Consider the following 24,697-nt stretch of genomic DNA (forward strand, 5'->3'; position numbering starts at 1 on the left):
GCTCATAACGGAGTTGTCCCAGGTTCAAGTCCTGGTTGACCCACCATTTCCTCTCGATAAATACAATCCACAATATAACGTCAATCCGAACGATTTAAAAAGTATATTTTTGTTTTTGATTTAAAAGTACGATTATTATAAATATTCGTACCAAATATGGTATGAATAATATGATAATTTAACCCGTATGAAAGAGGAACTGTATCCGTCAAATCGAGGGGACAAATGGTAGAAATGTGCGGTATGGGATTGTTTTTGAGTGATAGATTTTAAAAAGTGAAGAGTGAATACATGACCGCTATTTTCCTATTTTCTTATAAATTTATGCTGGAACCTTGCTATAATTCATATAACACCAAAAATAAATAAAAGGCTCCATATTAAACATGGGAAATGAAACAGGTACTAGTGAAGCTAAAGAAGATGAATGTACTAAAGAAGAGATTTCCGATCATGAGGCAAATCTAAAATTACATTATGATTCTTTAAGAAATGAGCTTGATACTCTAATACGTTGGAGTATTCCATTGCAAATGAATAACATAAAAAATATAATGTGGCTTAACGTTGTCCTGATAGGTATTGTTTTTCAAATAAAGTCAATCAATCTTTACTTGGCTATACCATTCTTTTTATTCTCTTCGGCTTCTATAGGTATTGCTTTATTCGCTATGATCAAAGGCAGAAAAATACATTATGCAAACCACTTACGAAGAAACTATATGTTGCGTATAGAATCTAGCCCATGGTCAAAAGTAAATGGAATTCATCAAATGTTTTATGACATAGCTAGAGCAGTTCGTTATAATGGAATTGTATTAATCAAGCGAAAAAAATCAATTGCTTATTCTATGGGTTTGACTATGGCTGCATTGATATTTTTTGTAATTTTGGTGATCGTAAATTTAACTAAAGGAGATCAAAATGCCCAAAGCACCACCACCGCCAAAACCGCAACCGAATCCATACGGGGGGAGAACAGCGAGCGTTCCAAGACCGGGGCAAACACCGCCGCCTCCACCTCCAAAGAAGTGAATTCTTCAACGAAAGCTGAACAAAATACTTCAAAAGGAAAGTGAGCTTCGGCTCACTTATCCAACCACCGTATATTGTCTATAAAAGTGAGAGAAAAAAGGGGACAGGATACTTTTATTACAATATAAATTTTATTGAAAAAGTTTTACCAATTTGATCCGTATCTCTTCAAATGTTTCAATCTCACCCACTAATCCCGCCAACCCTTCATCACGTTCCGCTAAATATTTTTTAGTTTTAAAACTCTCCAGCCACATCGTTTGGAAATATTCTGCTGTGCAATAAAGCTGTTCATGTTGCATAATTAACGCTTTGGTTGTCTCAGGTGTAAATTGATCATCATTCAGCTCGTAGAATCGGAGCATATCGTAGAGGTCTCGTGATTTGGTTCGTTTGTAGAACATCAAAGATTTCATTTTAAAGATCGTCTCCAGCGAGGCTATCTTGATGTTTCCGATGGTTGTGTAAATATCATCGGCAAGAAATTCTTTTGTACCTGTATTGCTTCCACCGTCGAAAAATTGAATCTTAATACCGTTGACCATCCATGTTTGGAGATAGTATTCGACATTGTCTCCGCCGAGCAAAAAATCTTCTTTGATCGCTTGTGAGGGTTCTATGTAGTTGATGTTTTCCATACCGAATTTCTCTACACAAAACTCAATAAACGATTGAATATCCTCTAATGGAAGTTCTTGAGTGAGACAAAAATCTAAATCTTCGGATATGCGGTGGTTGATATGATAGGAAAGGGCGGTTCCTCCAACCAGTCTAAAATCATGCTTTTTGAAAATTTCGTGATCTTGGATGATCGGGAGAATCTGTTTTATCGCTTCGGTCATGCGCTAAGTCCTGTCATCTTTTTGATTTGGAAGAGGGTGTTGAACGGTACTTTTTTCTCTTGAGCCATTTTTACCAATTCATCGGCACCGTATTGTTTGCTAAGATAGGTAATATACCGTTTTTTAGGATGGCGTAGAAGTTCCTCTAGTGAAGGCAACGGATGATTTTCGAAATAGGTTTCCGAGTCTATGGCAAATTCAATCTGCTCTGAAGCTTCATTATAATCTTCAATTGGCATGTTTTTTTCGAGTTTCATCAAGATTGTCCTAACTCGTTCGATTCCAAATAGACGAATCAGTGTTTGGGTGTCCTCTTGATTTGGTGTAGAAAGATAAATGGAAATGAGGCTATTAATTTCGATAAGGGAATGATCTTGCCGTGACCATAATAGATCAATACTAAACCACTCTTTTCGAAGTTTGACGAAACGGGTTTTGGGGCTAAATTTTGACGGTATATTTTTAGGCTGTAAATACTCTTCTGCCTCATCAAGGCTGATAGTACGAAGGAGGGTAAGGAGCTTTTGACGTTTTGGATTGGATTCCCAATCGCTGAGCGTACTATCAGCGATCTGAAACATCTTGGTGATTTCTGCTGTTGTCATATTTTCCTCCTCTTCGAAGTTGATATTGCTATTATATCCGAATATCGGAAATTATACAAAGTGTAATGACCTCAAAGAGCAGACACTTTTTAAGACGGTGATTGGTGCGATAAGCGATGCTTTTCAATGATCTGTGTAAATGCCGTTTGCAGCATTACAACATCTGCCAGCTCACCGCGTTCTGCTTTAGCTTTAAGATCGTAGAGTTCAAAAAGACGTTCGATATCGTCTCTGTTGAGTTCAAAATGTTTTGCTTCTATTGATCTGAGGAGCCCCTCACTGATGTCAATTTGTTGTGCTTTGTTTGCTTCAGTCCACGCATCGCCCATGTACACATAGACAATCAAATCAGTGACGGGATAATGCCCTTTTCGTATGTAGGTGTAGTCCTCGAAATATCGTTCCAGTCGATTTAATGGCATTTGTTTTCCTTCTGCATCGCTTTATATGCTCAAGTATTGGTTTATGGCTGTTGCTTGCGGGCTGCTTTTTTCGCTGCTTTTTCCGCACGGAATCTATCCATATCGGTCGCTTTTGTCTGCTCAATGAGATCAATCAGTTCCTCTTGGGATAATAATCCCGGTGTTTTGAAAATAACCGTTTTCTCTTTCATAAGTACCGTCGTTGGAAGATTCTGGATAAAGAAATAGTCTGAAAGAGCGGTTTCCTCTTCCGTATGGAGTTTTGCAAACGTGATGTCGGGATATTTTCCAGATACTTTTTCAAATATCGGTCCATACTGTTTGCACGGAGTACACCATTGCGACCAAAAATCGATAACCACTATCTCGTTCTCTTGAACGGTTTTATCATAATTCTCTTTTGTCAATATGAGCATATTCCATAGTATCCTGTTTTCGAAAATGTAAGTAAATAAGGCGAACGGGTTGCTTAACGCTCAATTAGTGTTATTCCTTGATCGTTAGATTAGGTATGTTAAGGAGTAAATGCATAGGCCATTCTAAATAGGGGTCCCAACGATTTAAAAAGTATATTTTTGTTTTGAGAAATAAGTTTTAAAAATTGAAGATTGAATACCTTCCCATTTTGAAAGCTATTTGAGTTATTGATAAAATTTACTTACAATATAGTAAGCGCCCTCTTTTGTAAGATTGGAAATGGCTGTCATATTTCCTTGTGACGCTGCTTTTTTAGTCCATTTGATAGATTCATCCATATTTTTCTCTGTTCCCAAACCCAACGCATAAAACGCCCCTAAATTGGTTTGTGCATTAGAATTCCCTTGCTCAGCTGCTTTTTTAAACCATTGCAATGCAATGACATTATTATGGCATACGCCTAAACCCTCTGCATACATACATCCCAAATTGTATTGAGCATCAGCATTGCCTTGTTCAGCTGCTTTTTTATACCATTTTACAGCAGTACAATAATTTCGTTTAACACCTTGACCAAGTCTATAGGATACTCCTAAACTATTTTGTGCGGCGGCAGAACCTTGTTCAGCTGCTTTTTTAAACCATAAAAATGCTTCGCTATCACTTTGCGATACACCATACCCTTGTGAATACAAATAGCCAATATTACCTTGTGAGTCCGCATTACCTTTGGATGCGGCAATTTGGTACCATTTCATAGCTTCAACATAGTCTTGGGATACACCGAGTCCTCTCTCATACATAACCCCGATGTTATGTTCTCCATAATTCTCACCATTTTTACCGGCCTGCTGAAAGCATTTCATTGCTTCTGAATAATTTTCTTGATCCATATACAGTAATCCGAGATTTATTTGGGCAAGGGTGTGATTTTGATTAACCGCTTTTTCATACCACTTCATAGCTTCGCCAATATTTTTGGCTACCCCTGCACCCTCTTCGTATAATTTTCCTAAATTGTTTTGAGCACTTGAAAGATCTGCCTCGGCAGCTTGTAGATACCAATGAAAGGCTTCATTAAAATTTTGGTTTGTTCCATAACCTTTATAATAAAAGTATCCTAATCTGTCTTGCGCATGCGTATTGTTATTGCATGCTAATTTAGTTAAAGGGAGGAAAATTTTTTTAGCTAAAAGTTGGTTTTTTTGTTGCGTTTCAGCATCAGCATTTTTCATATTATTCGAGACAAGATAAGCAGTAGAAACTACATCACCGCTATCTGAAAGTCTTTTAAAAATAGGGAGTGCATCTTTTTGTGTTGAAGAATTGGTGTATAAAGCATAGGCGAGTTCAAAACTTGTAGGAGTCTTTGAAAAAGAAGAAATAAGATACCATGCACCAAATATGATAAGTATGATCACAGTTAGTCCAAGTTTCCACTTCATCAATTTCCCTTTTTTTATTATTGATTAATATATAGTAGCAAAATAAAATATGATTCACAATGATTATAGGTAAAATTAATCCCAAATATTTCAGCAGATTTTGTCTCAATAAAAAATAAAAACTACAAATAGGAGTCTGCTATTCAATCTTCACTTCGGGAGTGTGGAAGGGAGTAATATAGAGTATAAACTGTTTTGATGTAGAGTTTTGTGTTGATTTATAGATGTGTGACTTAGCCTAATGGCTAAAGTCACGCTTTGATGTCGAGAGTCTGACCCAGACCGGTAAGCTCGGCACCCAGTGATGCATTGTTCTCTGGTGGAGTAGGGGCGCTTTCCAAGAGTTTCATAATCCCTTGATCTTGTGTATCGATCGCTTTTTTCAAAGCGTACATCTGCGGCCCCATCCCCATAGACGAATTGATTGAATCCATAATTTATCCTCCTTAGGGAGTTAGAATCTATATCGGCAGTTTTTGAAAAAAATTCATTTTGTCACGATTGGATCGGATTCGATGGGATGCTTTCCATAGATGTCGAATCAGATTGAGATGAAGCAGCAGATTTATAAGCATTTTGTCCATTGATTGAATCTTGGAGTTTTTTACTCATTTCTAAGTGCCCACGCATTTCCATAACAGCTGCGGTTGCGGCAACCCGATAATCCTGTGGACTGGGATCAGAAGGGGCCATAGCCGCTGCTAGGATTTGGCGAGCTTTACGGATAGTTTCTTCCGGATCTTTTCCTTCAGAGGTATCGATAGGGACTTCACCGGCAGTGGCGTACATCTTTCCATCGGGTCCCTTGGTATAACTAAAATTGGCTCCTCCAGTGACGACACCGCCTCCTGCGGCGACGTGTGCTGCTTCATGGGCTCGGACTTTGGTATCGGAAGATTCAAGTTTGGTTATTAATGCCTGATAAGAAGGAGATTTTTCAGGATTAGAAGATTGCGTGTTATGATTGGAAGTGTAGGATGAATATTGGTAGTTTGATGGTGATATTTGAATATTCATCCGTTTTGAAATACTTCCTATATTAGCTTCATTAAAACGTCATGTATGTCGTTTGCGAATAGAGCCATAGTCCCTCAAATACAACAAACTGTACCCCAAGTATAACCCAAAAAAGATTACGGTATTTTTGACTCTTGTGGCGGAATATTTTTTGGGCGAAGATTGCTCCTACACTGCCACCCATGAGTGCTAGGATTAGAAGGTTTTTTTCACTGATTCGGTGTCGGTTGGTACGGGCTAAATATTTATCATAGCCAAATACCACAAAAGTTATCAGGTTGAAAAGGACAAAAAGAATCATAAAGGCTTTCATTAATCGTACTTTTTTAACCCTTTTAATGGAGTCGGTAATCTTTCGGTTTTTCAAAATAGAGCAGTTGTGCCGAATCTTCGCCGATACTTTGCCATGTATCGTGTTTAAGCTGCATTGCCACTACGCCGCATGTCGGGACATTTTCGATCTCGCTGTTAGAGAAATAGTTAACGCATTCGGTGAGTTCTGGGTTATGCCCAACGAGGATCAGAGTATGAACATTTTGAGGGGTTGATGCAATAAGCTCGAGGATCGAAGTGATGTTGCCTCCATAAAGAGTAGGGTCATAAATAATCTGGTTTTCGGGATAGGGGAGATAGGAAGCGATGGCGGTAGCTGTGTGTTTTGCCCGTAAAGCAGGGCTAGAGATCATTCTCTGCGGGTGAAGATTTTTTTTGGACAGTACCTCTCCCATTATTGGAAGATCACGCATCCCTCTCTCGTTTAATTCGCGGTCGAAATCACGCACAAAGAGGTTATTCCAATCCGATTTTGCGTGCCGGATAAAGATGATAGTTTTCATAGCATCTCCTAAAGTTCTAAACCAAGCTGTGTTAACAAAGCTTTTTTTTCTTTTTGAGGATCATTAAAATAGTGTTCCCGTACATCATCTTCTAAAATCGATAGATCATCGAAAAGTTCGGCATCGTCTTTTTCGGGAAAATAGCGGTTGACTTGCTGTGCTATCTCTTCTAGAGACGCTTCAGAGTGATTTTCATTGAAGAGATCGATTCTTGCACCATGCTCAATTGTTGAGAGGGCACGAAGCAAATATAAGAGTTCACATCGTTCATCATTAGGTTCATTGTAAATCCAATCATTGATTTGATTGATTTCACTACGGTAGAGAAGGGTGGAATCTTTGATACGTTGTTTTTGATCAGCCGAGAGTGCCATAAGTACCTCTTAGGGATATAATGGTGGATTATACCCTCTTTTAGAAACGAAACGATCAATCGAATTTTAAATGTAAGACCTCTGTGAGAAGGATATCCAAATCCTCGCGTGTCGCTCCGGCAAACGAGTTTTCTAAAAAGCGATTGATCCCTTTTTTTTCATGTTGGATCAGCGGAACGATTTTGATCCCTGTAATTTCCGACATGAAGTGTGACTCATCACCTTCTTCATAGGCGTGCAATAAGATGGAGCGGGAGAAGTTGTTGAGGATATGGTAGTAGATATGCAAAAATTCCGCTTCTAGTACTTTAAGCCCATAGAAGTGGGTAACGATCCGATTCTCATGACTAACGATTGGATGGACTTGTGTCGGTTTGATAGTGATTCCTATCTCTTCTTTGATCTCACGTACCAGTGCCTCCATGAGATGTTCACCTTCGTTGACCGTTCCACCCGGAAATCCCATCCGTCCATCCCATCGGTCGATCATAATCAGGGCAGGGCATTTGATATGTTGCATATCGTCTTTGAAGTATTTCCACGGAGAGATCGATTCAACGTAGATCGCTAAAAAGACGGCATTTTTTTTCGGATGATCTGTGAATCCGAACGGTACTCTTTGGGTTCTCATGTTACTCGTATTAGGTTTAAGATGGTGTAATTATACCACTAGATCTAATTTTGAAATTCGTTTGAAGCTAGTTTAAAATATCCTTTTTTAAAGTTGGATTCGAATGTGCATACACTATACTGTTTTAATAATTTTAGATCGAGGATTTTCTATGATACCGACGCTAATAACTAATGACAATGTTCAAATACCCGCTCTCATCTATGGCACCGCATGGAAAAAAGAGCGGACGGCTGATTTAGTGGAGATGGCGGTTCTGAGCGGATTTCGAGGGATAGATACCGCGTGTCAACCCAAACACTATGAAGAGCCTCTAGTGGGTGAAGCATTGATGAGGTTGGCAGCTTATGGAATTACACGTGAAGAGTTGTTTCTCCAAACCAAATTTACCCCCCTCGCAGGCCAAGACCCGCATCGTATCCCTTATGATCCCACACAGCCTCTGGCGATACAGGTAGCACAGTCGTTTGAAGCGTCACAACGTAATCTACAAACCGACTATGTTGATTCGCTTGTTCTCCACTCACCACTTTTTCCCTATTCGCATCTCTCGCAGGTGTGGGGTGCAATGGAGCAAATTTATCACAGCGGCGGTACGCGTCAGCTGGGAATTAGCAACTGTTATGATCTGGAACTGCTCCAAAAACTCTACCGAGAGAGTGAGGTGAAACCCTCGGTGGTTCAAAATCGCTTTTATGCTGAGAGTGGATACGACATCGAATTACGATCATGGTGCGATGAAGTGGGTATCATCTACCAGAGTTTTTGGAGCCTCACGGCCAACCCGCATCTCCTAAAAAGCCGTGAGTTTTTCGCACTGACACAAGAGTACAATGTGACCGAAGCACAGATACTTTATCGTTATTTGAATCATGTCGGTATTGTGCCGCTGATCGGATCAACATCGCAGCAGCATATAAACGAAGATGTAGAGATCTTTAGGTTTGAGTTGAAGGCATCTGAAATTGCGGCTATAAGTTCTCTTTTACTATAATTCTTTTTTTAAAAAGGAATCAGATGCTTAAACGTTTCGTATTGATTTTAGTATTGACCCTCGGGAGTGTACACGGCGCTGAACTCTCCACTATGGATTCTATCCGCTCGAAACTACTCACCTCTGCCGTCTCCCTTTACTTTAGTACACGAGGATACGGTAAAGTCGATAACGTCACCGTTGATACGACTAAAAAAACGCTCCGTTTTGTCTTGATGCCTGAGGGGGAAAAACAGCCTCTAAATGTATCGATCGGCTCTTACATGACCCTGACAATCGATAAAGAGGAATATCTCATTCTCCAAAAAGTTCAAACCAACCGTGTGTGGCTCAATCGTATCTTCGCTGATCATATGGAAGAGGGGATCAAAGTGCCTCTGGGAATTGTCTCTAAAGGGGCAGGATCACTGTTTTTGAGTCTTTGATTCGCAAATCCTCCACGATTCTCCTATAGGCTTACACAAAAGGATTTAGCCATGAAAACAATTATTTTTCTGCTCATCGTATTGTCTCAAATAGTCAGTGCGAAAGTCACTACCGCTAAATATGAAGTATCGTATGGTATTTTTCAGACACTGGGGATAGCTGATGCACGGTTCGAGACACGTGATGATGATACCTACAGTATCCGTATCGAAGCACGAACCACTGGAATCGCTAAATTACTCAGCAATAACCGTGTCGAAGTGTATGAAAGTCACGGAACGATTGTTAACGGAAAATTGATTCCCGAAAAATACAACAAAACCAGACGTACTAATTCGAAAAAAACAACGAAATTTTATACGTTTGATCATCGTAAGAAAACGGTTTTAAAAGAGGTTATAGAAGGTAAAGATCGCGGTGATAAAGAGACCAATGATTTTTATGCTCCTGAAGATATTTTAAGTCTCTTTTTTAATGTCAAACAGTACATGAAATTACGCCAAAACCAAGTTTTATATGCAATCGGTGCGAATAAAAATAACGGTCGTATCGATGTGGTATTTCCAAAAGGAAAAGAGTTGGAGAGAGTGGCAAAAGAGTTAGAAATAGAAGATGGTGTATTTGTCAAAGTCATTTTAAATGACAGAATATTCAGTAGTTCCAATGGTGAATTACTGATTAACTTAGATGAAGATGGACTTTGCGAAAAAGCAATTTTAGAAGATGTATTACTTTTTGGAGACATCGTCGGTAAGAGAATAGAATAAATATTAACGATTATAAAATAACAAATGATTCCAACTTGAGCTATAATTAAGTTCAAGTAAGAGAGAAAAGTTATCACTATGTTAAATGAAAAATTTTTAGTCCGTTTTATTACTTTCGCACCCTTTCTGGTCATTCCTCTCATTACTATTATTATCTCTGTGCTTAGTATCCAACATAATCAGGAAATTTTGGATCAAAGTCTCCAAAATATTCGCGAAAGATTAATTTCCGAACAACAAAAAAGTATTGTTTCCAAAGTAAACATGGCGATCGAACTGATTACCTATCAACGCTCTACGATAGAACAAAGACTTCAAACCAAAGTAAAAGATCGAGTTGATAGGGCATACGATATCGCTCAATCGATTTATGTTCAAAATAGAGGTAAAAAAAACGATGGTGAAATACAATCGATGATTATCGATGCGCTTCGCCCCATGGTATGGAACAAAGGGGAAAGTTTTATTTTTATTCTCGATAAAAGTGGAACATTTGCTCTTGCTCCAGAGTACTTACGCCATTTAGAGGGGGAAAGCATTATCGATTTTAAAGATGTAACAGGGCGTTTTGTCATCAGAGAAGAGATAAAGCTTGTGAGTACAAAAGGGGATGGGTATTTATGGGATACGTTTACGAGACCTGGGTATGACCGGAGTATACAGTTTAAACAGATGGCGTATGTAAAAAATTTCGGACATTTTAACTGGTATCTGGGATCAAGTGAATATTTGGACACGACGACCAAAGAGATCGAAAAATCATCTATTGATATTTTACGTCATATTAACCAAAAAGGATCAGAGTACTTTTTTATTATTGATACAAAGGGTAATAGTATTCTCCACCCTAATCAACGTGAATTAGAAAATACCAATCTGCTCAAGGGTGAGCATGCCGATGTCGTCTCGGATTTTTTAGAAAAAGCTCGAACACATTCGTCCGAGTTTAGCGAGTACCAGTGGAAAAATCCGAGCAATGGAAAAACAGAGACAAAACTTTCGTATGTTCAAACGATACCCAATAGTGATTGGATTATCGGTACCGGATTTTATACGGATGAAATTGATCGTGCAGTAGGAGTAAAAAAACAAAAACTCTTAGCACTTTATGAAAATGAATTCAAAAAAATCATCCTTTTTTCAGTTTTTTTCCTCCTTGTTTCATTAATGGTCTCTTTTTATATCTCTTATCGCTTGAAACGTCATTTTGAACTTTTGCATGGAGATATTGAACGGCATAATCTTGAGCTTTCGGAGTTAAATGCCTCATTGGAAGAGAAGATTGCTACGCGGACGGAAGAGTTAAAAATCGCCCATGATGAGATGGAAAAACTTGCTATGACCGATACGTTGACGGGGATACACAATCGATACGCTTTTTTTACCATGTTAGGGATGGAACAAGAGAAAACGGATCGCTATAAAGAGCAATTTTCGCTTATCATGTTTGATTTGGATAATTTTAAAAAGATCAACGATACCTATGGGCATGATATCGGCGACACTGTTTTAATCGAAGTAGTGAAACGTGTCGGAGTATGCTTACGTAAAAGCGACGTATTTGGCAGAGTCGGTGGTGAAGAGTTTATGATACTACTTCCTCACACCGATATTCAAACAGCAGGAGAGATAGCAGAGCGAATACGCCATTATGTCTCTCAAACCCCTATTGAGCCTATGGGTACAGTGACTATAAGTATTGGTGTGGTCGAATATTCGGAGCAAGTGAGTCTTGAATCTTTGATTAAGCGATCCGATATTGCATTGTATCAAGCTAAAGAATCGGGAAAAAATAAGGTCATAATAGGGTAATTTTAAGGGATTTTACTTTATAATCCTCTCAGTGATGCGGGAATAGCTCAGTTGGCTAGAGCGTCAGCCTTCCAAGCTGAATGTCGCGAGTTCGAGTCTCGTTTCCCGCTCCACTTCTTTCCTTTTAAACAATCCCTTTACCCTATATTCTTTTTCAATACATCCATCGGCATAACAAACATTGCTTTAAAAAGCGGCGATATATGCGTTGTTTTATCATCGATGACCTCTAGTGCACTAAAACTAAATCCCTCTCCATCGGTACTGTTCGTCGGGCTTACAGTAAACGTGAGCGGTTTGAGGGTACGGATCATGTTGAGGATGTTTTTGTGGCGTTTGTCCTCTGCGCTTAGGAGGATATTGCCATCTTTGGTGCGTACTTTTGCTGATTCGACCAACAATCTCCAGTTATCGGCATGGAGGGTTTTGTTCCATGTCATCGTTCCGTTTGTGTAGTTGATCTGTTTTTTCTCTCCGACGATGATTCCCTCACGGGTGGTACGAATTGTCTCAGCTAGGGTAAGAAAAAAGTTTTTTCCGCCGATAGAGTCTGCGCACTCACGTAATAATTCACTCAATGGTTGTTCGGTTGTCATAATGTATCCTTTTATTTATCCTCATGATATCCAAATTCACCCTAATGAATGTTTGGTTGTTTTTCCTGTCTATCGACGGCTAGCAGCAAAACCGGGAGGATAAAAAGATCGCTTAAAAGAGAGATAAACATCAAAACAGCTCCGTATGCACCGATAAGCTGTAGCGATTGCAGCTGAGTAAACGTCAATAATGCAAAGACGATCATCAGTACTGTAGCACTTATAATCGCAGGAACGGCAGCATAGAAAAACATGATTTCCAAAGCATGTTTTCGGGTACGCCCAAAATAACGGCTTCTAAAATATTTGTATCCAAAATGGATGATCGTATCTGAGGTTAATCCAACCGATATGGTCATAGCAATTAAGGCTTCTATGGTAAGCTCAAATTTGAACAGGATCATAAACAAAATAAACCAGATCAAAGGGATAGCATTTGCCGCAAAACCAACCCATCCTATTTTGAATGATCGAAAAATAATCCCCATCGCTAGTGAGATTATCAAAAGTGCCGAGAGAAGCGATGATATGAGGAGAAACATTTTTTCCATCTTGGAGCTTTGAGAGAGACTTCCCGTATCAGTCATATAGATAGGAAAAGATTGGTAGTGCTCTACGAACTGTATCACCGAAGAATGATCAGCATTTTTGAGGGTGATTGTGATATTCAGAGAATCTGCATCCATATAAGATTTTTCCAAATCATACAGTTCGAGAAAAAACAGGGCTTGTAATAGACGTTGTTCATCCAAAGGTGTTTTTGGTGTATTGGCCAAATTGAGTTGTTTGAGTATTGTGATAACAGAATCGACTTTAACCACACCATCGGTGTGCGTGCGTAAATCCTGTTCAAACGTTTCAATTTTTTTGAGCATGCTTAGATCGATTTCATTGAAGGGTACTTTCAATGTCATGGTTTTGTAGTCAACATTTTGTTCAAAAAAAGCGGGAGAGTTGTAAAAACGAATACCGATAAAGAGGAGTATTATCAGGGTCAAAATCATAAATTTTTGGAGCAGTTTCGGATTGTAATGGACTTCTTGGTTTGCGAACCAATAGCAAACCCGTGCAATACCGATTTTTGGATGTGAAACGGAAAAATAGCTGAGCAGCGCAGGTAAAAATATAATACTGGTTACGTAGGCAACAACGGATGAGATCATTAGACTGAGACTGATCATGGTAACGATTGGTGAATTGGCAAAAAGGAGGGACCCTAAGCTGATGAGCAGTACCGGAAGTGTCCAGAGTGCAGGATGAAGATTACGATTGATACTTTTTTCTAAAGCACGGCTAGGGTCACTTTTAAGCTGTGATACATGCCAGCGATAATAAAAATAGAGATAGTGCCCGATAGCGATACTAACTACCATGAGGCTCATGGCGATATGAATTTGTTTGTTTCCAGTCAACACATAGATGAGTGAGAACGTCCAAATAAGGGTGATGATAGTGACGCTGATCGCTCCTAATGCTGCAATTGTATTCTTAAAGACTATTTGAGACATCGCGATGGTGACGGCTATGATGATAGCGATATACCAAAGATAATGGGCTGTTTTGGCTTCGATGTCAGGTTCGGAATAATCGTATTCAAAAGGGATAGTTAAGGCATCGATTTGAATAGGATGTTGAGAATGGATAATAAAATGAAATCGATGAAAATCATCACTGACAAAACGGCGATAGGGATCAGGAAGTGTTTGAACAAACGTGATAATTTTTTCTGCGCTCATTTGCTTGATTGGCAATGCTTTGACTAAAGCAGATTCTTCTGAAGTTTGATCATTAAAAATCATATAGGATGAAAAAAGTGATTCCACCTGATCGACTCCATCGATACGCTCAAGCTCGGTTTGAATTTTTTGAAGTCTATTTTTTGATCTCTCATTAAAGTTGGGAATCTCGATGCTCAGACGTCCTACATACGTCGTAGTATACGATTGTTCCTGGTTTTTTTGAAGTTGTTTGGATTCACTGAGCCAAAATACCGTATCCGATGAGATCATTTGAGGTTTCAAGAAATAGAGTGATGAGGTTGATATGAGTATAAATAACGTGATGATGGCGACTCGAAATCTCCGAATGACAGTAATGTATCGGGATGTGTCGGGAGTATGGTAATACATGTTTAATTGTTCTCCTTCATAATGATCAGGTAGGGACGTTTTGATACGCCGATGGCATCAGCCACATCGGATATTTCATCGATTTTTGCTTCAATTTTTGGTTCAGTTCGGATATTTTCTGAGATATCTTTACCCATAGCCATCACTTCTAACGTTTGTTGTAACGGTGCAGGTGACATGTATATCGCTGCTATAAGATCATGCGAGTGGAAACGTTTCAGCTCGTAAAAAAAGATATAGTACCGATAAATAGTACGCATTTTTTCATTTTCATTAATCATAGCCATAAAGTCACGTGAATGGGGGCATTTCGGATCAACAAAAACATACACTTTTTTCTGACCCTCTCCATAAATCATTGCATGATGCTCGATAGGTTGTATTAAAGTTATTTTTTGTTTATTAGTGAGCTCGGCTCCATAGGTTTGGATTACGATTATACTGAGCAGCATGAATGTGAAAAACCATGAAGACGGTAAAATTTTTAGTAAGTACATCATAACAGTATTGTAGGGTAATTAGATTACGGTTGTAGTACATAATGTGATGAAAAAGTGATCACTTGATGAGATGTGGATGGAAGAGTTTAACCCTAAATATGCTATTTTTCGGTTATGAAACAATATGAAACTGCCCCTTTTTGGGAAACAAAAACACTTGAAGAACTCAACGCCTACGAGTGGGAAGCACTGTGCGACGGGTGTGGTCTCTGCTGTTTGAACCGTCTTCAGGATGAAGATGACGATACGGCTCCGATCTATCTGACCCGTGTCGCGTGCCATTGTTACGACATTGGTGCAGGTGGATGCAGCGATTACGCTAATCGCTTTGAGAGAGTAGAGGGGTGCATGAGACTCACCGCAGAGCGTGCGGCGGAGTATACATGGCTTCCGGAAACCTGTGCATATCGTCTGCGTCAGCAGGGGAGAGCACTCCCCTCATGGCATCCTCTGATTAGTAAAGATCCCCATAGTGTTCGTCCTCATGGAATGCATGCGTTGAATCCGATTTTAGAGAGTGAGGATATCGATTTAGAAGATTATATCGTGGATAATGTTATCGGTGATTTGTAATTTTGTAAATAAACTTGAATACTTCTGCCACCGCGACGTAGAGTTTTTCGGGGATCTCTTTATCGATTTCTACTTTACTGAGGAGCTCTACTAAATCTTCGTCTTTGCGGATGGGGAGATTGTGAAGTTCGGCGATTTTGATGATATTTTCAGCCGTAGCTCCTTTACCGGATGCGATGACACGGGGGGCATTTTCTTTTTCTGGATCGTAGCGCATTGCGACCGCTTTTTTCATACGATCACCTCAAATCCTACAGAGCTCCCAAAATCATCACCCTCATACATCTGCTGTTCACTTCCTTTTTCGTCCCTATGGTGGATACGGATGGTGCGCGGTGTCAGTTGTGCTTCGATGAGAACGCTGCGTAATGCTGCGATATTTTCTTGAATCAGATTTTTGAGTTCTTCTTTTTCGGTGTGGACTTGGATTTCGAGCTGATTTTCCTCATACAGTGCCATCATGAGGTTTAGTTCACCATATTCTTTGAGGCGAAGGTTGATCTCACAGTAAAATTTTTGATTTTTTGATTTTTTAAATGCCAAAGAACCCTCTTCGAGCTGATCCCATGAAAAAGGGAAATAGAGCGAGTTTGATGCACTGAGAGATGAGGTGAGTTGGTGATAATCGATCACGCTCAACAATTTATCCGCCTGATCGAGTATTTTGGAGGCATTGGGTTCAGTGGACGTTTTGAGCTCTTCGGTGAGGGTGAGAAGATTGGATTTTAGATCTTCTCTCATGGACTCTTTTAAAAATGTTTCATTCATCAGTTCTTTGGGATTGGTAAAATCTCCTAATTTAGCGAGAATGGCGGATGCCTCTTTGGTGATATTGCCTTCGTGTATGGCGGATTTGAGGGTTTCACTAAAGGTTTTGAGCTCATCACCCGAGGAAGATGAGAGGGTTTTGAGTAGTTTTTCGATCCCATCGAGCAGTGTGTTGGTTTCGGAAGTGTTCGAGCGTAAAAGGGAACCGTAAAGCTGTGAGAGTGTCGATTTTAGCTCCTGCACCGTAGTGTGGGTATCGAGTTGCTGGCTCAAAGCTCTCACTTCAGCGGAATAGAGAGGGTCACTTTTGGAGAGGAGAGCCGTGAGGGAGGTTCTCATCTCTTTGAGGCTATTGCTTAATGTTAGGGCACTTTGAGGTTCGTTTGAAGCGGTTTTAAGCTGAGGGCTTGAAAGAAGCGTTGTAATTTTCTCTTGCAAAGTTTTACTCATCGGCGATGGATCTTTGCTCAAGGTTGTTTTGAGTTGTTCGAGGGTTTGGGTCAGATTGGGTATTTTTTCGAGTGCATGCGCTATTTTGGATTCCATAAAGACACCGCTGTTTGCTATTTGGGATTTGAGTGATTGGGGATCTATGGTGGTGATGTTTTTGAGAAAATTTTCCAATACGGCACTTTTTGCCGTAAAATCAGGAGAGTTTTTGAGCTCCTTGATGAGTGTACTAAGTGAATCCGAGAGGTTACCCATCTGTTTAAAAGCACTGCTGTTTTTGAGAAGATCAAGCAAGAGGGTATCGGATTTTGAGGAGGAGATTTTATCCTGAAATACCGAAGAAAGAAGTGATTTAATATCTTTTCCCTCTTTTAGTGTTTCGAGCTGTTGGGGGGTAGCATTTTTAACCACTTCATCGAGAGCTTTGTTCATATTGGGGAGGAGGATGTTGAGCCGAGTATCAGTGTTTAGATTTATCATAATGAAAATGATAACACACTTCGGATAGATGATAGGCAAGAAAAAGAAACATTTTAATTAATTATAATTGTTAAATAATAACTCATCGAGTTTTTAATATACTCCTAAAGCTCTATTATGTTTCAAGGAGTCTTTATATGTATTACAATGTATTGTTTCTCTCTATTGGAGGAGGGCTCGTTTATCTCTTTTTAATGGCACTTTCGATGGGCATCATCAATATAATTTGGTACAACACTCCGTTTTTATAAAATTTCGTCCCTTTTTTTTACTGCATTGATAAATAGAAGTTGAAATGGTTAGATTCATTCATAAAATTATTACTCTGTTGGTGTTTCAATCACGATCGGTTGTTTGGGAAGGACGATGGTAAATTGTGCCCCCTCCAACGTATTAGCGGCACTTAATTTCCCGCCAATATGTCTTTCAATGATCATTTTTGCCATATAAAGTCCTACCCCTGTCCCATTTTTTGATTTTGTACTGAAATAGGGATCAAAAATATTAGGAAGAATGTCTGGGGGTATTCCTCCCGCATTGTCTTCTAGACTGAAAATGACCTCTTTTGTATTGTGGGATATCGTGAGATGTAAAGTCCTATTTCCCTCTTTTTCTCTAAGGGCATCGATAGCATTATTGATGATATTGATAAAGACTTGAATCACTTCATTGGTGTAAGTTTGGATGGTTTCATCAGGGTATTCGGCTATCTCAATGAAAATTTTTTCCAAAGTAAGACGTGTTTGGATAATCTGTAGTGTTCGATCGATAAGGGTGGATATTAAAATCGGTTCGGCTGCTTTATCTGGTTTGAAAAACGTTTGAAAATCGTCGATCATGTTTGAAAGATAAAGGATAGTCTCGGAAATTTTATCAAGCACATTTTCCGAAGGGTAGGGCGCTTTGGAATTAGTCATTGCCGTGAGTTTTTCATTAGCAATCATCAGGGTCACTGTGGATAAGGGTTGTCGCCACTGATGGGCAATCATTCTGATAATCTCACCCATAGCGGCAAGTCGAGATTGTGCAATCATCATTTTTTCTTGTTCACGAATCCGTTTTACTTTTTCGCTAACACGCTCTTCTAGTGAACTGTTGAGTTCTTGAAGCTCTTGATACGATGCGTCAAGTTTTTGAGCCATATCAATGAACGATGCGGATAACAGACCGATCTCATCGTTTGATTGGATTGTTGTGAGAGTATCGCCGATGGAGAGGTTCCCCTTGGCAATATTTTGGGTGGTTTCGGTAAGGACTAAAATTGGGCGAATGAGTTTACGAGCAAATAGATAACTGAGGATTAGTAGGAGAATCGCCAACCCTACTGAGGTCAAAAGTGCTTTTTCGACACTGGATTGGATTTGTTTTTTCTGATATTCTTGAGCTTTACGAACCTCTTCGCGCAATGATTCCAGTGAATAAATGATATGGAGTTCTCCCCATTTTTGAGTTAAAATGATTGGGGTTGAAACGATAAAATGATCTTGATCAAGATAGGTGATCGTATCCCCTCCAATCGGAGGTAAGCGATCCTGAAAGCTTCCATCTCCGGAATAAAGTCTTTGCGAACGGTCGTGATTGAACATGACGATGCTATCAATCTCCTTTTTGTTCACTAAGTTGGTAAAAACGGAATCGATATGGGAAAAATTCAGCGCGGAAAGATCATTTTCAACCTCATATTTTAATGACCGGATATCACTTTGCGCTTGTGACTCTAAATGGGTTCGAATCAGTGTTATTCGTTGCTGTAGTTCATCATTTAAAATCTTTCTTTGTTCACTGATTTGTAGATAAGTAAAGACCGAAACGATGAGTATCGTGATGGACAAAATAGCAATGATCAGTTTTTTGGTTAGATTCATTCTATGATTTCTGTGGCTGTAGATAAGATGTCTGGTGAGAACTTGATTCCGATTTTTTTAGCTTCTTTTTTGTTAACGATAATATTGGTTCCGGCAGGATATTGGATGTTTTCTGTTTTATCAGGATCAACAATCATTGCGGCAATTTGTCTTCCGATGGTTGGATGATCTGCTGAGATGACGAGCGCCGCACCGTACTGGATAAAGAGCTCATGATAGGCGATAATCGGTTTTTTGTTTATTTTAGCCGATGCAAATACATACTCAATGACCGAATTATTTTTGACAACCAGAGGATCGGCGATAATCATCATCGTATCGCATTCTTGTAACAAATTATTCAACGAATGTGGATCGAATGCTTCATCGACTTTGATAGCTTTAATCTCTATTCCAATCTCTTTAGCATTTTTGATAAGGTCGTTGAGGGTGTTTTGGGTATAGTGACTGTAGGGTACACCGATAGTTTTGACATCCGAGAAAAGCGTTTTTATTAAAATGAGTTGCATGCCACTGTGCAGTTCGTTGGACACCCCATATTGCTTAGGAACCGTAGGAAGCCGTTTCCAATCGATGATCGAACTGAAATAGATCTCTTTTTCAGGGATGTATTCATGGGCATATTGGTAAGCTTTTGCACCGATTGCGTAAACAACATCAGGATATTCGTCATACAAAGCTTTTTTTATCTCCTTAGAACTCTTGTCGGTGATATCGAGTGTTTTGAAAGGTGATGGAAATGTTTTACTGAATTCTTCTACCGCTTCGTTGTATTTTATAATATTTGAGTTGGAATTGATGACCAATACATTTTGTCCGTGTAGAGAGAGGATAAAAAGTGAGATGAGTAATAATAGTTTCATTTTGTATCCCCGAGTGTTTCTGGATTAGGTAGTGTTAGGAAAACCAACTTATCGATACCGATCATGTGTAAAATATTTTTCCCATTTTCTGATTGCTCCATGTTTTTGAAGATAGTGATGAGTTTATTCTCTACTTTTCTGCTGCATTACAGGCTAAAAGCATTCGGTACTCAGGAACAGATTCGTAATAGATTTTAAGCTCTTTGGATAAAACGGGATTGATAATTTGGAGGTGTTCAAAGGTGTCTTTGGAGACTAGGGCAAACTTACTCATCCCGAATCCGACGCTCATCAGGGCATCGATCTCTTTAGGAACTTTGAGTACGGAGAGCGCTTTTGCATTTTCTTGAGTGATAGTGTTTAATAATTCATTGGTATACTCTTTAGGATATGCTGAAGTTACGACCCCTTTGAGTATCATGTTTTTTTTACCAACGAGGATTTTACGGTCGGTGATGCTACCTTTGTGTTTGGCTACGAGCATCGCTTCGAGATTATATTTTTTCCCGATTTCACGATAGTGCCAACTCGATAGGATCACGATAGATTCTCTTTTTTTCAAATGTTTTTCAAAGGTCTCTTTATCGCTAAAAGGTTGAAATTCATACTCCCCATACGTGCTGAGATAGGTATCGAAACTGGTTTTGAGCGATTTAAAATTATTGACATTGATCTCCGGTGTGTAGAGGTACACTTTAGTGTTTTCAGCACACAGTGTCGTGACAACCAAAAGGATCAAGGAGAGGAGTTTCATTTGCATTCAGTCCATAATTTATCACTGTATGGACCATAGTAACGACTTGTTTTATAAGCAGCGTTCCAACTAGCCATCAGTTTCTCATTCTTTTTGATAACGTCGGCAGCTTCTATCGCTATAACATGAATGTAAACATCTTCACCTTTTGAGAATTTTTCACTAATAAGTACATTTTCATATATTTCATTTTGATCTAGCGGTCCATCTTTTTTGGCTAAATAACAGATAGAATCGGGACCTGTAATGGTAACGTAGGTTTCATCGTCAAATTGACCGATAATATTTTCATTTTGGATCAAAATAGTAAAGACTCGATTATCATCTGTATTTATGGTTAAATAACCTAAATCCGTAACATCCTCCGTTTGGGTAGTGTATGCTGTTACTTTTCCTGTACAGATAAGTTTTAGCTGTCTAGGCGTTTGCGCTTTAGTGTTTAAATAAGTCTGAATTTTTTTTATTCTTTCGTCTGAACTGAGATTTTCTTCAAACATAATGCCGATATTATAAGCATCGGTTAGGGTTCCTTTGACAATATTGCCATTATTCAACGTTTCACCGCTCATCGGAGCTAAACATAACCCTGTAACATCACCTATTAATCCTGCTTCCATTAATTTACTATAAGCTGTCCCTAAATCTTGATAGTTTTTTAATGACATAACCGTAAATTCATACTCATCTCCATCTGAGGTAGCCATATTAGGCATAACGGGCTGTGTAGTCGCAAAGGGAGTCAAATCAATGGTTGGTACAGAACGCCCAGCCGCATCTCCATCTACGACGAATATATTGTCTTGCAGGATATAGGCAGATATAAGTGGAATCGCAACATTGATAGCACCCACTTCAATGGGAGAGAGTGCATTGAACTTTTCAAAACTTTCAAATCGTTTATCGTTCTTAGTAATGAGTAATTCTTTAATGAGCTTTTCCATTGCCTTGATCGCATTAACTGTTGGATTAACAACAGCTTGGGGAGAAAAAGTTGTACTTGCAGAAGGTTGCCCCATCCCTGCCGCAATAGAAACCCACTCACTATTGTTTAATTGATTCGAATTGATAATATCAATCTCAAATTCTTTAATATCTTTGAAGTAAGTTTCAACAATTTCTTTTCCTAAGGAAAATGGTCCACCACCACCTGCAGCTAAGAAAGTCGCACCTTTGAGAAGCGTCAAAAACTCTTTTTGGTTTCTAATTTTCATGCACAATTCCCTTTTAAAATTTATAGGACAACTCAGCCATATACGATCTTCCAGCTTGTGGGTAATCATAAGGGGCATTTGAATCGTAACTTTTTTCGTCAAATAGATTATAGATCGAAAATTTCATTTGTACGTCTTTGAGGAATAAATCTTTTGCCAACAACGTTGCATTGCTTGTGATACTGCTCTCTACAGGAACCCTGGTATCGGCAGTGCTTCTCGTTTGTTTTCCTATGTATTTTGCATCGGTGTAGAGATTAAAAACGGTGTTGATGCGGTAGTTGAGTGCGACATATCCTTCATGGCGGGAGATGTTTTCCGCTATTTTTCGAGTATCGTCGTTTTTAGGTTGCTGGTAGGTGTAGTTTGCAGTGATGTAAGAGCCTCTATGGAGATGTTGTTTTAGCTCTGCCTCGATCCCTCGTGTGGTCATGGTTCCACGATTCGTATAGGTAGTACCCAAAACGGAAATGATGTCATCGATCGTGCTATGAAAAAGATTGAGAGAGGCTTCGAGATTTTCGATACTATTGTTGTGTAAACTCATTTCGAATGTTTGAACCGTTTCAGGGTTTAAGTCAGGATTCCCGACGAGTGCCGGATTGTTTTTGTTATAGAGTTCAGCAAATGTGGGTGCTCTAAATGCTTCTCCGTACATCAGTTTGAGCGTATTGTGTTCGTTTACTTCCCATGCTGCGCCGAGTCTTGGATTAAAAACACCGCCAAAGTCGTTGTAATGATCATAGCGGATACCGACAGTTAGCCTTAAATCTTCTCTTGGATCATACAAAAGCTCACTGTAAGCAGCCCAAAATTTTCTATTTGCTTCGGACACAAAGTTAGTACTCGGATCGGAAAAATCTTGTAGAGCACCGAGTGGAGCTCCGCTTGATGGGATGTAATTTGCTTTGTAGATAGGGTCTTTTAGTCTCTGAGTTTCATAAGATAGACCGGATACGACAGTATAGTTCTCTTTTTTGACAGTCAACAAGGTTTCAATCCCTGATTTTTTATTGGTGTAACCAGAAATTGCTAGCATCCCGTCTGTATAAGCACCTGTTGGAAAACCTTCAGGATATATTTCCCAACGATTGTCGGCTATGAAACTATCATGATACACACGTGAATCCAAGGTATAATTATCATTAATTTTATATTGATGCCCTAATTCAATAAAGTAGGCTTCCCTCTTTGCCTTATCCTCATTATTAAGGGCATGTGCAATCCCATAACGGGGACCGTCTTCGGTATTGTTGTAATTGGCTTTGAGATAAAAACCATTGTTATGCTTTAGCGAGAGATTGGTATTGAGTCTCTTGGACGTTGGACTGGTATGTCCACTATTTCCGATGGCATCGTTCGCTACATAGGCACTGTATCCATCGCTATCTCGGTAGTTGATGTTTGCCGCTATATCAAAATTTTCATACGTTTTTCCCACAAGGAGATTCGCGATTGCCGTGTTATAACTCCCGACTTTTGTGCTGATTTGAACCCCGTTTACATCTTGAGCCTCTTTGGTAATGATGTTGATAAGGGCGGTAAACGCATTCTCACCATACAGAGCCGATGCCGGTCCTCGGATAATCTCTACCCTTTTGATCTGTTCTACCGGAAAGTTCGCATAGGTATTGGATGCCCCGCCGTTGAGCAAATCGGAATTCAATGAGTGCCCATCGAGCAAGATGAGAACTTTTTCGGAAAACCACGTTTCGATACCGCGAACACTTATTTTGTCAACATAGACATTGCTCTGTGAGACCCCAAGCCCAGGAACCACTCTGAGTACGTCCAATAGGGTATTGGCCCCCATTTTATCGATCATATCCTCATCGATTATCGTGACGGAGGCAGAGGTTTTTTTGATACTCTCTTGTACTTTGGATGCTGAGATCACGAATGTTTCATCTTTTAGCCACGATACTTCGTCTTCGAGTGTTGCATTAAATGGATTTGCTAACATTGTGACAGGAACGCTTAGCCATACTATTTTTCGAAACACAACTCTCCTTTAGTTAACTAGGGTAAAAAACAATACGGTTACGCCCGCTATTTTTTGCTTCATAGAGAGCATTGTCTGCCCGTGCCATCATTGTTACATCACTGTCTTGAAGTGAAAAACAGCTTACACCGATACTGAGCGTTTGAGGTTGATTGCTCGTGTAGCTTCCTTGTTCGACTGCGCTACACACTCTCTCCGCGAGTAATACCGCATGCTCTTGAGCGGTTTCAGGGGCGATAATTAAAAACTCTTCGCCTCCCCATCGTCCGATGATATCGGTATCGCGTATGGTTGAGGCAAGAATATCGGCAATTTCCACCAATACCTTATCCCCGATTAAATGTCCAAAAGTATCATTAACGCTTTTGAAAAAATCGATATCGCACAATAAAACAGAAAAAGGGGTATTGTACCGTTTTGCAAGCTGAATTTGTTCACTGAAAACCTCTTCGAGTTTAACTCGATTGTAGAGTAGGGTTAAGTGATCGGTAATGGAGAGTTTTTCGAGCTCTTGTGTACGATCTTGTACCATTTGTTCTAATTGTGTGTTGTATTCGGCGAGACGAGTATAGGAATATTCCAAATTTTCACTCATCGTATCAAATGCTCTCTCTAGCATTCCAAGTTCATCTTGTCGATTTTTTGCCGCAGAACTTTGGGCGCTGAAGTTTCCTCTAGAGAGTTCTAGGGCGCGATGTGTTAAGTCCATGATCGGCTTGCTGATATGTTGAGAGACGATATAGGCTACAGGAAGAAACAGGATAAAAAAGATAAGCATAGAGATCAAAGAAGTATCGAGAGAATGATGAATATTCTCTTTCATCTGTTGTGAATAGTTCTCTATGCTTTTATCGACATCGCTTTGTGAGAAATAGAGTATTAA

At 39.4% G+C, this 24,697-nt stretch carries 28 protein-coding genes and 1 tRNA gene; 7 read left to right on the top strand and 22 right to left on the bottom strand.

All coding sequences use genetic code 11. The features are described 5' to 3' along the window. Positions 1-386: 386 nt before the first annotated feature. Positions 387-1,079 (top strand): hypothetical protein, encoded by a 693-nt coding sequence (locus PHR02_RS07710; protein WP_299990785.1) that lies wholly within the window; start codon positions 387-389, stop codon positions 1,077-1,079. 87 nt (positions 1,080-1,166) lie between these two features. Here the strand turns inward: PHR02_RS07710 and PHR02_RS07715 are convergent, their stop codons facing one another. From PHR02_RS07715 to PHR02_RS07765, 11 genes are all read right to left on the bottom strand, one after another. Next, entirely contained in the window at positions 1,167-1,877 is a 711-nt protein-coding gene (locus PHR02_RS07715; RefSeq protein WP_299990787.1) for a nucleotidyl transferase AbiEii/AbiGii toxin family protein, read from the bottom strand. Beyond that, complete coding sequence (locus PHR02_RS07720) at positions 1,874-2,482, bottom strand: hypothetical protein (RefSeq protein ID WP_299990789.1); 609 nt, start codon at positions 2,480-2,482, stop codon at positions 1,874-1,876. The genes PHR02_RS07715 and PHR02_RS07720 overlap by 4 nt, the downstream gene beginning before the upstream one ends. Positions 2,483-2,571: 89 nt before the next feature. Further along, positions 2,572-2,904, bottom strand: coding sequence for a hypothetical protein (locus tag PHR02_RS07725; RefSeq protein ID WP_299990791.1), 333 nt, complete (start codon positions 2,902-2,904; stop codon positions 2,572-2,574). A gap of 41 nt (positions 2,905-2,945) precedes the next feature. After that, entirely contained in the window at positions 2,946-3,320 is a 375-nt protein-coding gene (locus tag PHR02_RS07730) for a thioredoxin family protein (RefSeq protein WP_295067176.1), read from the bottom strand. Positions 3,321-3,545: 225 nt separating this feature from the next. Further along, positions 3,546-4,766 (bottom strand): SEL1-like repeat protein, encoded by a 1,221-nt coding sequence (locus PHR02_RS07735; protein ID WP_299990794.1) that lies wholly within the window; start codon positions 4,764-4,766, stop codon positions 3,546-3,548. A gap of 251 nt (positions 4,767-5,017) precedes the next feature. Then, positions 5,018-5,200, bottom strand: a complete 183-nt coding sequence (locus PHR02_RS07740) for a hypothetical protein (protein ID WP_299990796.1) — start codon at positions 5,198-5,200, stop codon at positions 5,018-5,020. Positions 5,201-5,261: 61 nt separating this feature from the next. Continuing rightward, positions 5,262-5,783, bottom strand: coding sequence for a putative metalloprotease CJM1_0395 family protein (locus PHR02_RS07745; RefSeq protein ID WP_299990798.1), 522 nt, complete (start codon positions 5,781-5,783; stop codon positions 5,262-5,264). A 31-nt stretch (positions 5,784-5,814) separates the two neighbouring features. Next, a complete protein-coding gene (locus PHR02_RS07750; RefSeq protein WP_299990800.1) occupies positions 5,815-6,096 on the bottom strand; it encodes a DUF1294 domain-containing protein in 282 nt (93 codons plus the stop codon). A 22-nt stretch (positions 6,097-6,118) separates the two neighbouring features. Then, the gene (locus PHR02_RS07755) at positions 6,119-6,619 is read right to left on the bottom strand and encodes a histidine phosphatase family protein (protein WP_299990802.1); all 501 of its coding nucleotides are present in this window, start codon (positions 6,617-6,619) and stop codon (positions 6,119-6,121) included. Positions 6,620-6,627: 8 nt separating this feature from the next. Continuing rightward, the gene (locus PHR02_RS07760; protein WP_299990804.1) at positions 6,628-6,993 is read right to left on the bottom strand and encodes a hypothetical protein; all 366 of its coding nucleotides are present in this window, start codon (positions 6,991-6,993) and stop codon (positions 6,628-6,630) included. A gap of 55 nt (positions 6,994-7,048) precedes the next feature. Beyond that, the gene (locus PHR02_RS07765; protein WP_299990806.1) at positions 7,049-7,624 is read right to left on the bottom strand and encodes an NUDIX hydrolase; all 576 of its coding nucleotides are present in this window, start codon (positions 7,622-7,624) and stop codon (positions 7,049-7,051) included. A 151-nt stretch (positions 7,625-7,775) separates the two neighbouring features. Between PHR02_RS07765 and PHR02_RS07770 the strand changes: the two genes are divergently transcribed. The 5 genes from PHR02_RS07770 to PHR02_RS07790 all read left to right on the top strand — a co-directional run bounded on the left by PHR02_RS07770 (position 7,776) and on the right by PHR02_RS07790 (position 11,736). Next, positions 7,776-8,618, top strand: a complete 843-nt coding sequence (locus tag PHR02_RS07770) for an aldo/keto reductase (protein ID WP_299990808.1) — start codon at positions 7,776-7,778, stop codon at positions 8,616-8,618. A 23-nt stretch (positions 8,619-8,641) separates the two neighbouring features. Further along, positions 8,642-9,043 (top strand): hypothetical protein, encoded by a 402-nt coding sequence (locus tag PHR02_RS07775; RefSeq protein ID WP_299990810.1) that lies wholly within the window; start codon positions 8,642-8,644, stop codon positions 9,041-9,043. 51 nt (positions 9,044-9,094) lie between these two features. Then, entirely contained in the window at positions 9,095-9,811 is a 717-nt protein-coding gene (locus PHR02_RS07780) for a DUF3108 domain-containing protein (RefSeq protein ID WP_299990812.1), read from the top strand. 78 nt (positions 9,812-9,889) lie between these two features. After that, positions 9,890-11,623 (top strand): cache domain-containing protein, encoded by a 1,734-nt coding sequence (locus tag PHR02_RS07785; RefSeq protein WP_299990814.1) that lies wholly within the window; start codon positions 9,890-9,892, stop codon positions 11,621-11,623. A 36-nt stretch (positions 11,624-11,659) separates the two neighbouring features. Then, a tRNA-Gly gene (locus PHR02_RS07790) sits at positions 11,660-11,736 on the top strand. Between the two features lie 24 nt (positions 11,737-11,760). Here the strand turns inward: PHR02_RS07790 and PHR02_RS07795 are convergent. The 3 genes from PHR02_RS07795 to PHR02_RS07805 are packed head-to-tail and all read right to left on the bottom strand — an operon-like array spanning position 11,761 to position 14,848. After that, the gene (locus PHR02_RS07795; RefSeq protein WP_299990816.1) at positions 11,761-12,219 is read right to left on the bottom strand and encodes a hypothetical protein; all 459 of its coding nucleotides are present in this window, start codon (positions 12,217-12,219) and stop codon (positions 11,761-11,763) included. Positions 12,220-12,260: 41 nt separating this feature from the next. After that, positions 12,261-14,348 carry a hypothetical protein gene (locus tag PHR02_RS07800; RefSeq protein WP_299990818.1) on the bottom strand — a complete coding sequence of 696 codons (2,088 nt, stop codon included), beginning with the start codon at positions 14,346-14,348 and terminating at the stop codon, positions 12,261-12,263. 2 nt (positions 14,349-14,350) lie between these two features. Further along, the gene (locus PHR02_RS07805) at positions 14,351-14,848 is read right to left on the bottom strand and encodes a hypothetical protein (RefSeq protein ID WP_299990820.1); all 498 of its coding nucleotides are present in this window, start codon (positions 14,846-14,848) and stop codon (positions 14,351-14,353) included. A gap of 114 nt (positions 14,849-14,962) precedes the next feature. Between PHR02_RS07805 and PHR02_RS07810 the strand changes: the two genes are divergently transcribed. Further along, positions 14,963-15,421: a YcgN family cysteine cluster protein gene (locus tag PHR02_RS07810; protein WP_299990822.1), complete on the top strand. Its 459-nt coding sequence runs from the start codon at positions 14,963-14,965 to the stop codon at positions 15,419-15,421. Here PHR02_RS07810 and PHR02_RS07815 read toward each other — a convergent pair. From PHR02_RS07815 to PHR02_RS07850, 8 genes are all read right to left on the bottom strand, one after another. Further along, the gene (locus tag PHR02_RS07815; protein WP_299990824.1) at positions 15,405-15,656 is read right to left on the bottom strand and encodes an EscU/YscU/HrcU family type III secretion system export apparatus switch protein; all 252 of its coding nucleotides are present in this window, start codon (positions 15,654-15,656) and stop codon (positions 15,405-15,407) included. The two genes, PHR02_RS07810 and PHR02_RS07815, sit on opposite strands and share 17 nt — an antisense overlap. Further along, positions 15,653-17,119, bottom strand: coding sequence for a flagellar hook-length control protein FliK (locus PHR02_RS07820; RefSeq protein ID WP_299990826.1), 1,467 nt, complete (start codon positions 17,117-17,119; stop codon positions 15,653-15,655). The genes PHR02_RS07815 and PHR02_RS07820 overlap by 4 nt, the downstream gene beginning before the upstream one ends. A gap of 320 nt (positions 17,120-17,439) precedes the next feature. Continuing rightward, positions 17,440-18,984: an ATP-binding protein gene (locus tag PHR02_RS07825; protein WP_299990828.1), complete on the bottom strand. Its 1,545-nt coding sequence runs from the start codon at positions 18,982-18,984 to the stop codon at positions 17,440-17,442. Beyond that, positions 18,981-19,847, bottom strand: coding sequence for an ABC transporter substrate binding protein (locus PHR02_RS07830; RefSeq protein WP_299990830.1), 867 nt, complete (start codon positions 19,845-19,847; stop codon positions 18,981-18,983). The genes PHR02_RS07825 and PHR02_RS07830 overlap by 4 nt, the downstream gene beginning before the upstream one ends. A gap of 130 nt (positions 19,848-19,977) precedes the next feature. After that, positions 19,978-20,601 (bottom strand): hypothetical protein, encoded by a 624-nt coding sequence (locus tag PHR02_RS07835; RefSeq protein ID WP_299990832.1) that lies wholly within the window; start codon positions 20,599-20,601, stop codon positions 19,978-19,980. Next, positions 20,598-21,812, bottom strand: coding sequence for a DUF917 family protein (locus PHR02_RS07840; protein WP_299990834.1), 1,215 nt, complete (start codon positions 21,810-21,812; stop codon positions 20,598-20,600). Before PHR02_RS07840 ends, PHR02_RS07835 begins: the two co-directional genes overlap by 4 nt. A 13-nt stretch (positions 21,813-21,825) precedes the next feature. After that, positions 21,826-23,814: a TonB-dependent receptor gene (locus PHR02_RS07845; RefSeq protein WP_299990836.1), complete on the bottom strand. Its 1,989-nt coding sequence runs from the start codon at positions 23,812-23,814 to the stop codon at positions 21,826-21,828. Positions 23,815-23,827: 13 nt separating this feature from the next. Further along, positions 23,828-24,697, bottom strand: an 870-nt coding sequence (locus PHR02_RS07850; protein ID WP_299990838.1) for a diguanylate cyclase, incomplete at its 5' end; no start/stop codon positions are given.

The organism is Sulfuricurvum sp. (genome assembly GCF_028688295.1).
GTDB lineage: Bacteria > Campylobacterota > Campylobacteria > Campylobacterales > Sulfurimonadaceae > Sulfuricurvum.

Excerpts from the sequence above, each read along its gene's own strand:
- PHR02_RS07715 (WP_299990787.1), bottom strand. The coding sequence starts at position 1,877 with ATGACCGAAGCGATAAAACAGATTCTCCCGATCATCCAAGATCACGAA.
- PHR02_RS07750 (WP_299990800.1), bottom strand. The coding sequence starts at position 6,096 with ATGAAAGCCTTTATGATTCTTTTTGTCCTTTTCAACCTGATAACTTTT.
- PHR02_RS07785 (WP_299990814.1), top strand. The coding sequence starts at position 9,890 with ATGTTAAATGAAAAATTTTTAGTCCGTTTTATTACTTTCGCACCCTTT.
- PHR02_RS07795 (WP_299990816.1), bottom strand. The coding sequence starts at position 12,219 with ATGACAACCGAACAACCATTGAGTGAATTATTACGTGAGTGCGCAGAC.
- PHR02_RS07740 (WP_299990796.1), bottom strand. The coding sequence starts at position 5,200 with ATGGATTCAATCAATTCGTCTATGGGGATGGGGCCGCAGATGTACGCT.
- PHR02_RS07725 (WP_299990791.1), bottom strand. The coding sequence starts at position 2,904 with ATGCCATTAAATCGACTGGAACGATATTTCGAGGACTACACCTACATA.
- PHR02_RS07745 (WP_299990798.1), bottom strand. The coding sequence starts at position 5,783 with ATGAATATTCAAATATCACCATCAAACTACCAATATTCATCCTACACT.
- PHR02_RS07760 (WP_299990804.1), bottom strand. The coding sequence starts at position 6,993 with ATGGCACTCTCGGCTGATCAAAAACAACGTATCAAAGATTCCACCCTT.
- PHR02_RS07720 (WP_299990789.1), bottom strand. The coding sequence starts at position 2,482 with ATGACAACAGCAGAAATCACCAAGATGTTTCAGATCGCTGATAGTACG.
- PHR02_RS07735 (WP_299990794.1), bottom strand. The coding sequence starts at position 4,766 with ATGAAGTGGAAACTTGGACTAACTGTGATCATACTTATCATATTTGGT.
- PHR02_RS07805 (WP_299990820.1), bottom strand. The coding sequence starts at position 14,848 with ATGATGTACTTACTAAAAATTTTACCGTCTTCATGGTTTTTCACATTC.
- PHR02_RS07820 (WP_299990826.1), bottom strand. The coding sequence starts at position 17,119 with ATGATAAATCTAAACACTGATACTCGGCTCAACATCCTCCTCCCCAAT.
- PHR02_RS07780 (WP_299990812.1), top strand. The coding sequence starts at position 9,095 with ATGAAAACAATTATTTTTCTGCTCATCGTATTGTCTCAAATAGTCAGT.
- PHR02_RS07810 (WP_299990822.1), top strand. The coding sequence starts at position 14,963 with ATGAAACAATATGAAACTGCCCCTTTTTGGGAAACAAAAACACTTGAA.
- PHR02_RS07755 (WP_299990802.1), bottom strand. The coding sequence starts at position 6,619 with ATGAAAACTATCATCTTTATCCGGCACGCAAAATCGGATTGGAATAAC.
- PHR02_RS07730 (WP_295067176.1), bottom strand. The coding sequence starts at position 3,320 with ATGCTCATATTGACAAAAGAGAATTATGATAAAACCGTTCAAGAGAAC.
- PHR02_RS07775 (WP_299990810.1), top strand. The coding sequence starts at position 8,642 with ATGCTTAAACGTTTCGTATTGATTTTAGTATTGACCCTCGGGAGTGTA.
- PHR02_RS07825 (WP_299990828.1), bottom strand. The coding sequence starts at position 18,984 with ATGAATCTAACCAAAAAACTGATCATTGCTATTTTGTCCATCACGATA.
- PHR02_RS07765 (WP_299990806.1), bottom strand. The coding sequence starts at position 7,624 with ATGAGAACCCAAAGAGTACCGTTCGGATTCACAGATCATCCGAAAAAA.
- PHR02_RS07835 (WP_299990832.1), bottom strand. The coding sequence starts at position 20,601 with ATGAAACTCCTCTCCTTGATCCTTTTGGTTGTCACGACACTGTGTGCT.
- PHR02_RS07815 (WP_299990824.1), bottom strand. The coding sequence starts at position 15,656 with ATGAAAAAAGCGGTCGCAATGCGCTACGATCCAGAAAAAGAAAATGCC.
- PHR02_RS07800 (WP_299990818.1), bottom strand. The coding sequence starts at position 14,348 with ATGTATTACCATACTCCCGACACATCCCGATACATTACTGTCATTCGG.
- PHR02_RS07770 (WP_299990808.1), top strand. The coding sequence starts at position 7,776 with ATGATACCGACGCTAATAACTAATGACAATGTTCAAATACCCGCTCTC.
- PHR02_RS07830 (WP_299990830.1), bottom strand. The coding sequence starts at position 19,847 with ATGAAACTATTATTACTCATCTCACTTTTTATCCTCTCTCTACACGGA.
- PHR02_RS07840 (WP_299990834.1), bottom strand. The coding sequence starts at position 21,812 with ATGAAAATTAGAAACCAAAAAGAGTTTTTGACGCTTCTCAAAGGTGCG.
- PHR02_RS07710 (WP_299990785.1), top strand. The coding sequence starts at position 387 with ATGGGAAATGAAACAGGTACTAGTGAAGCTAAAGAAGATGAATGTACT.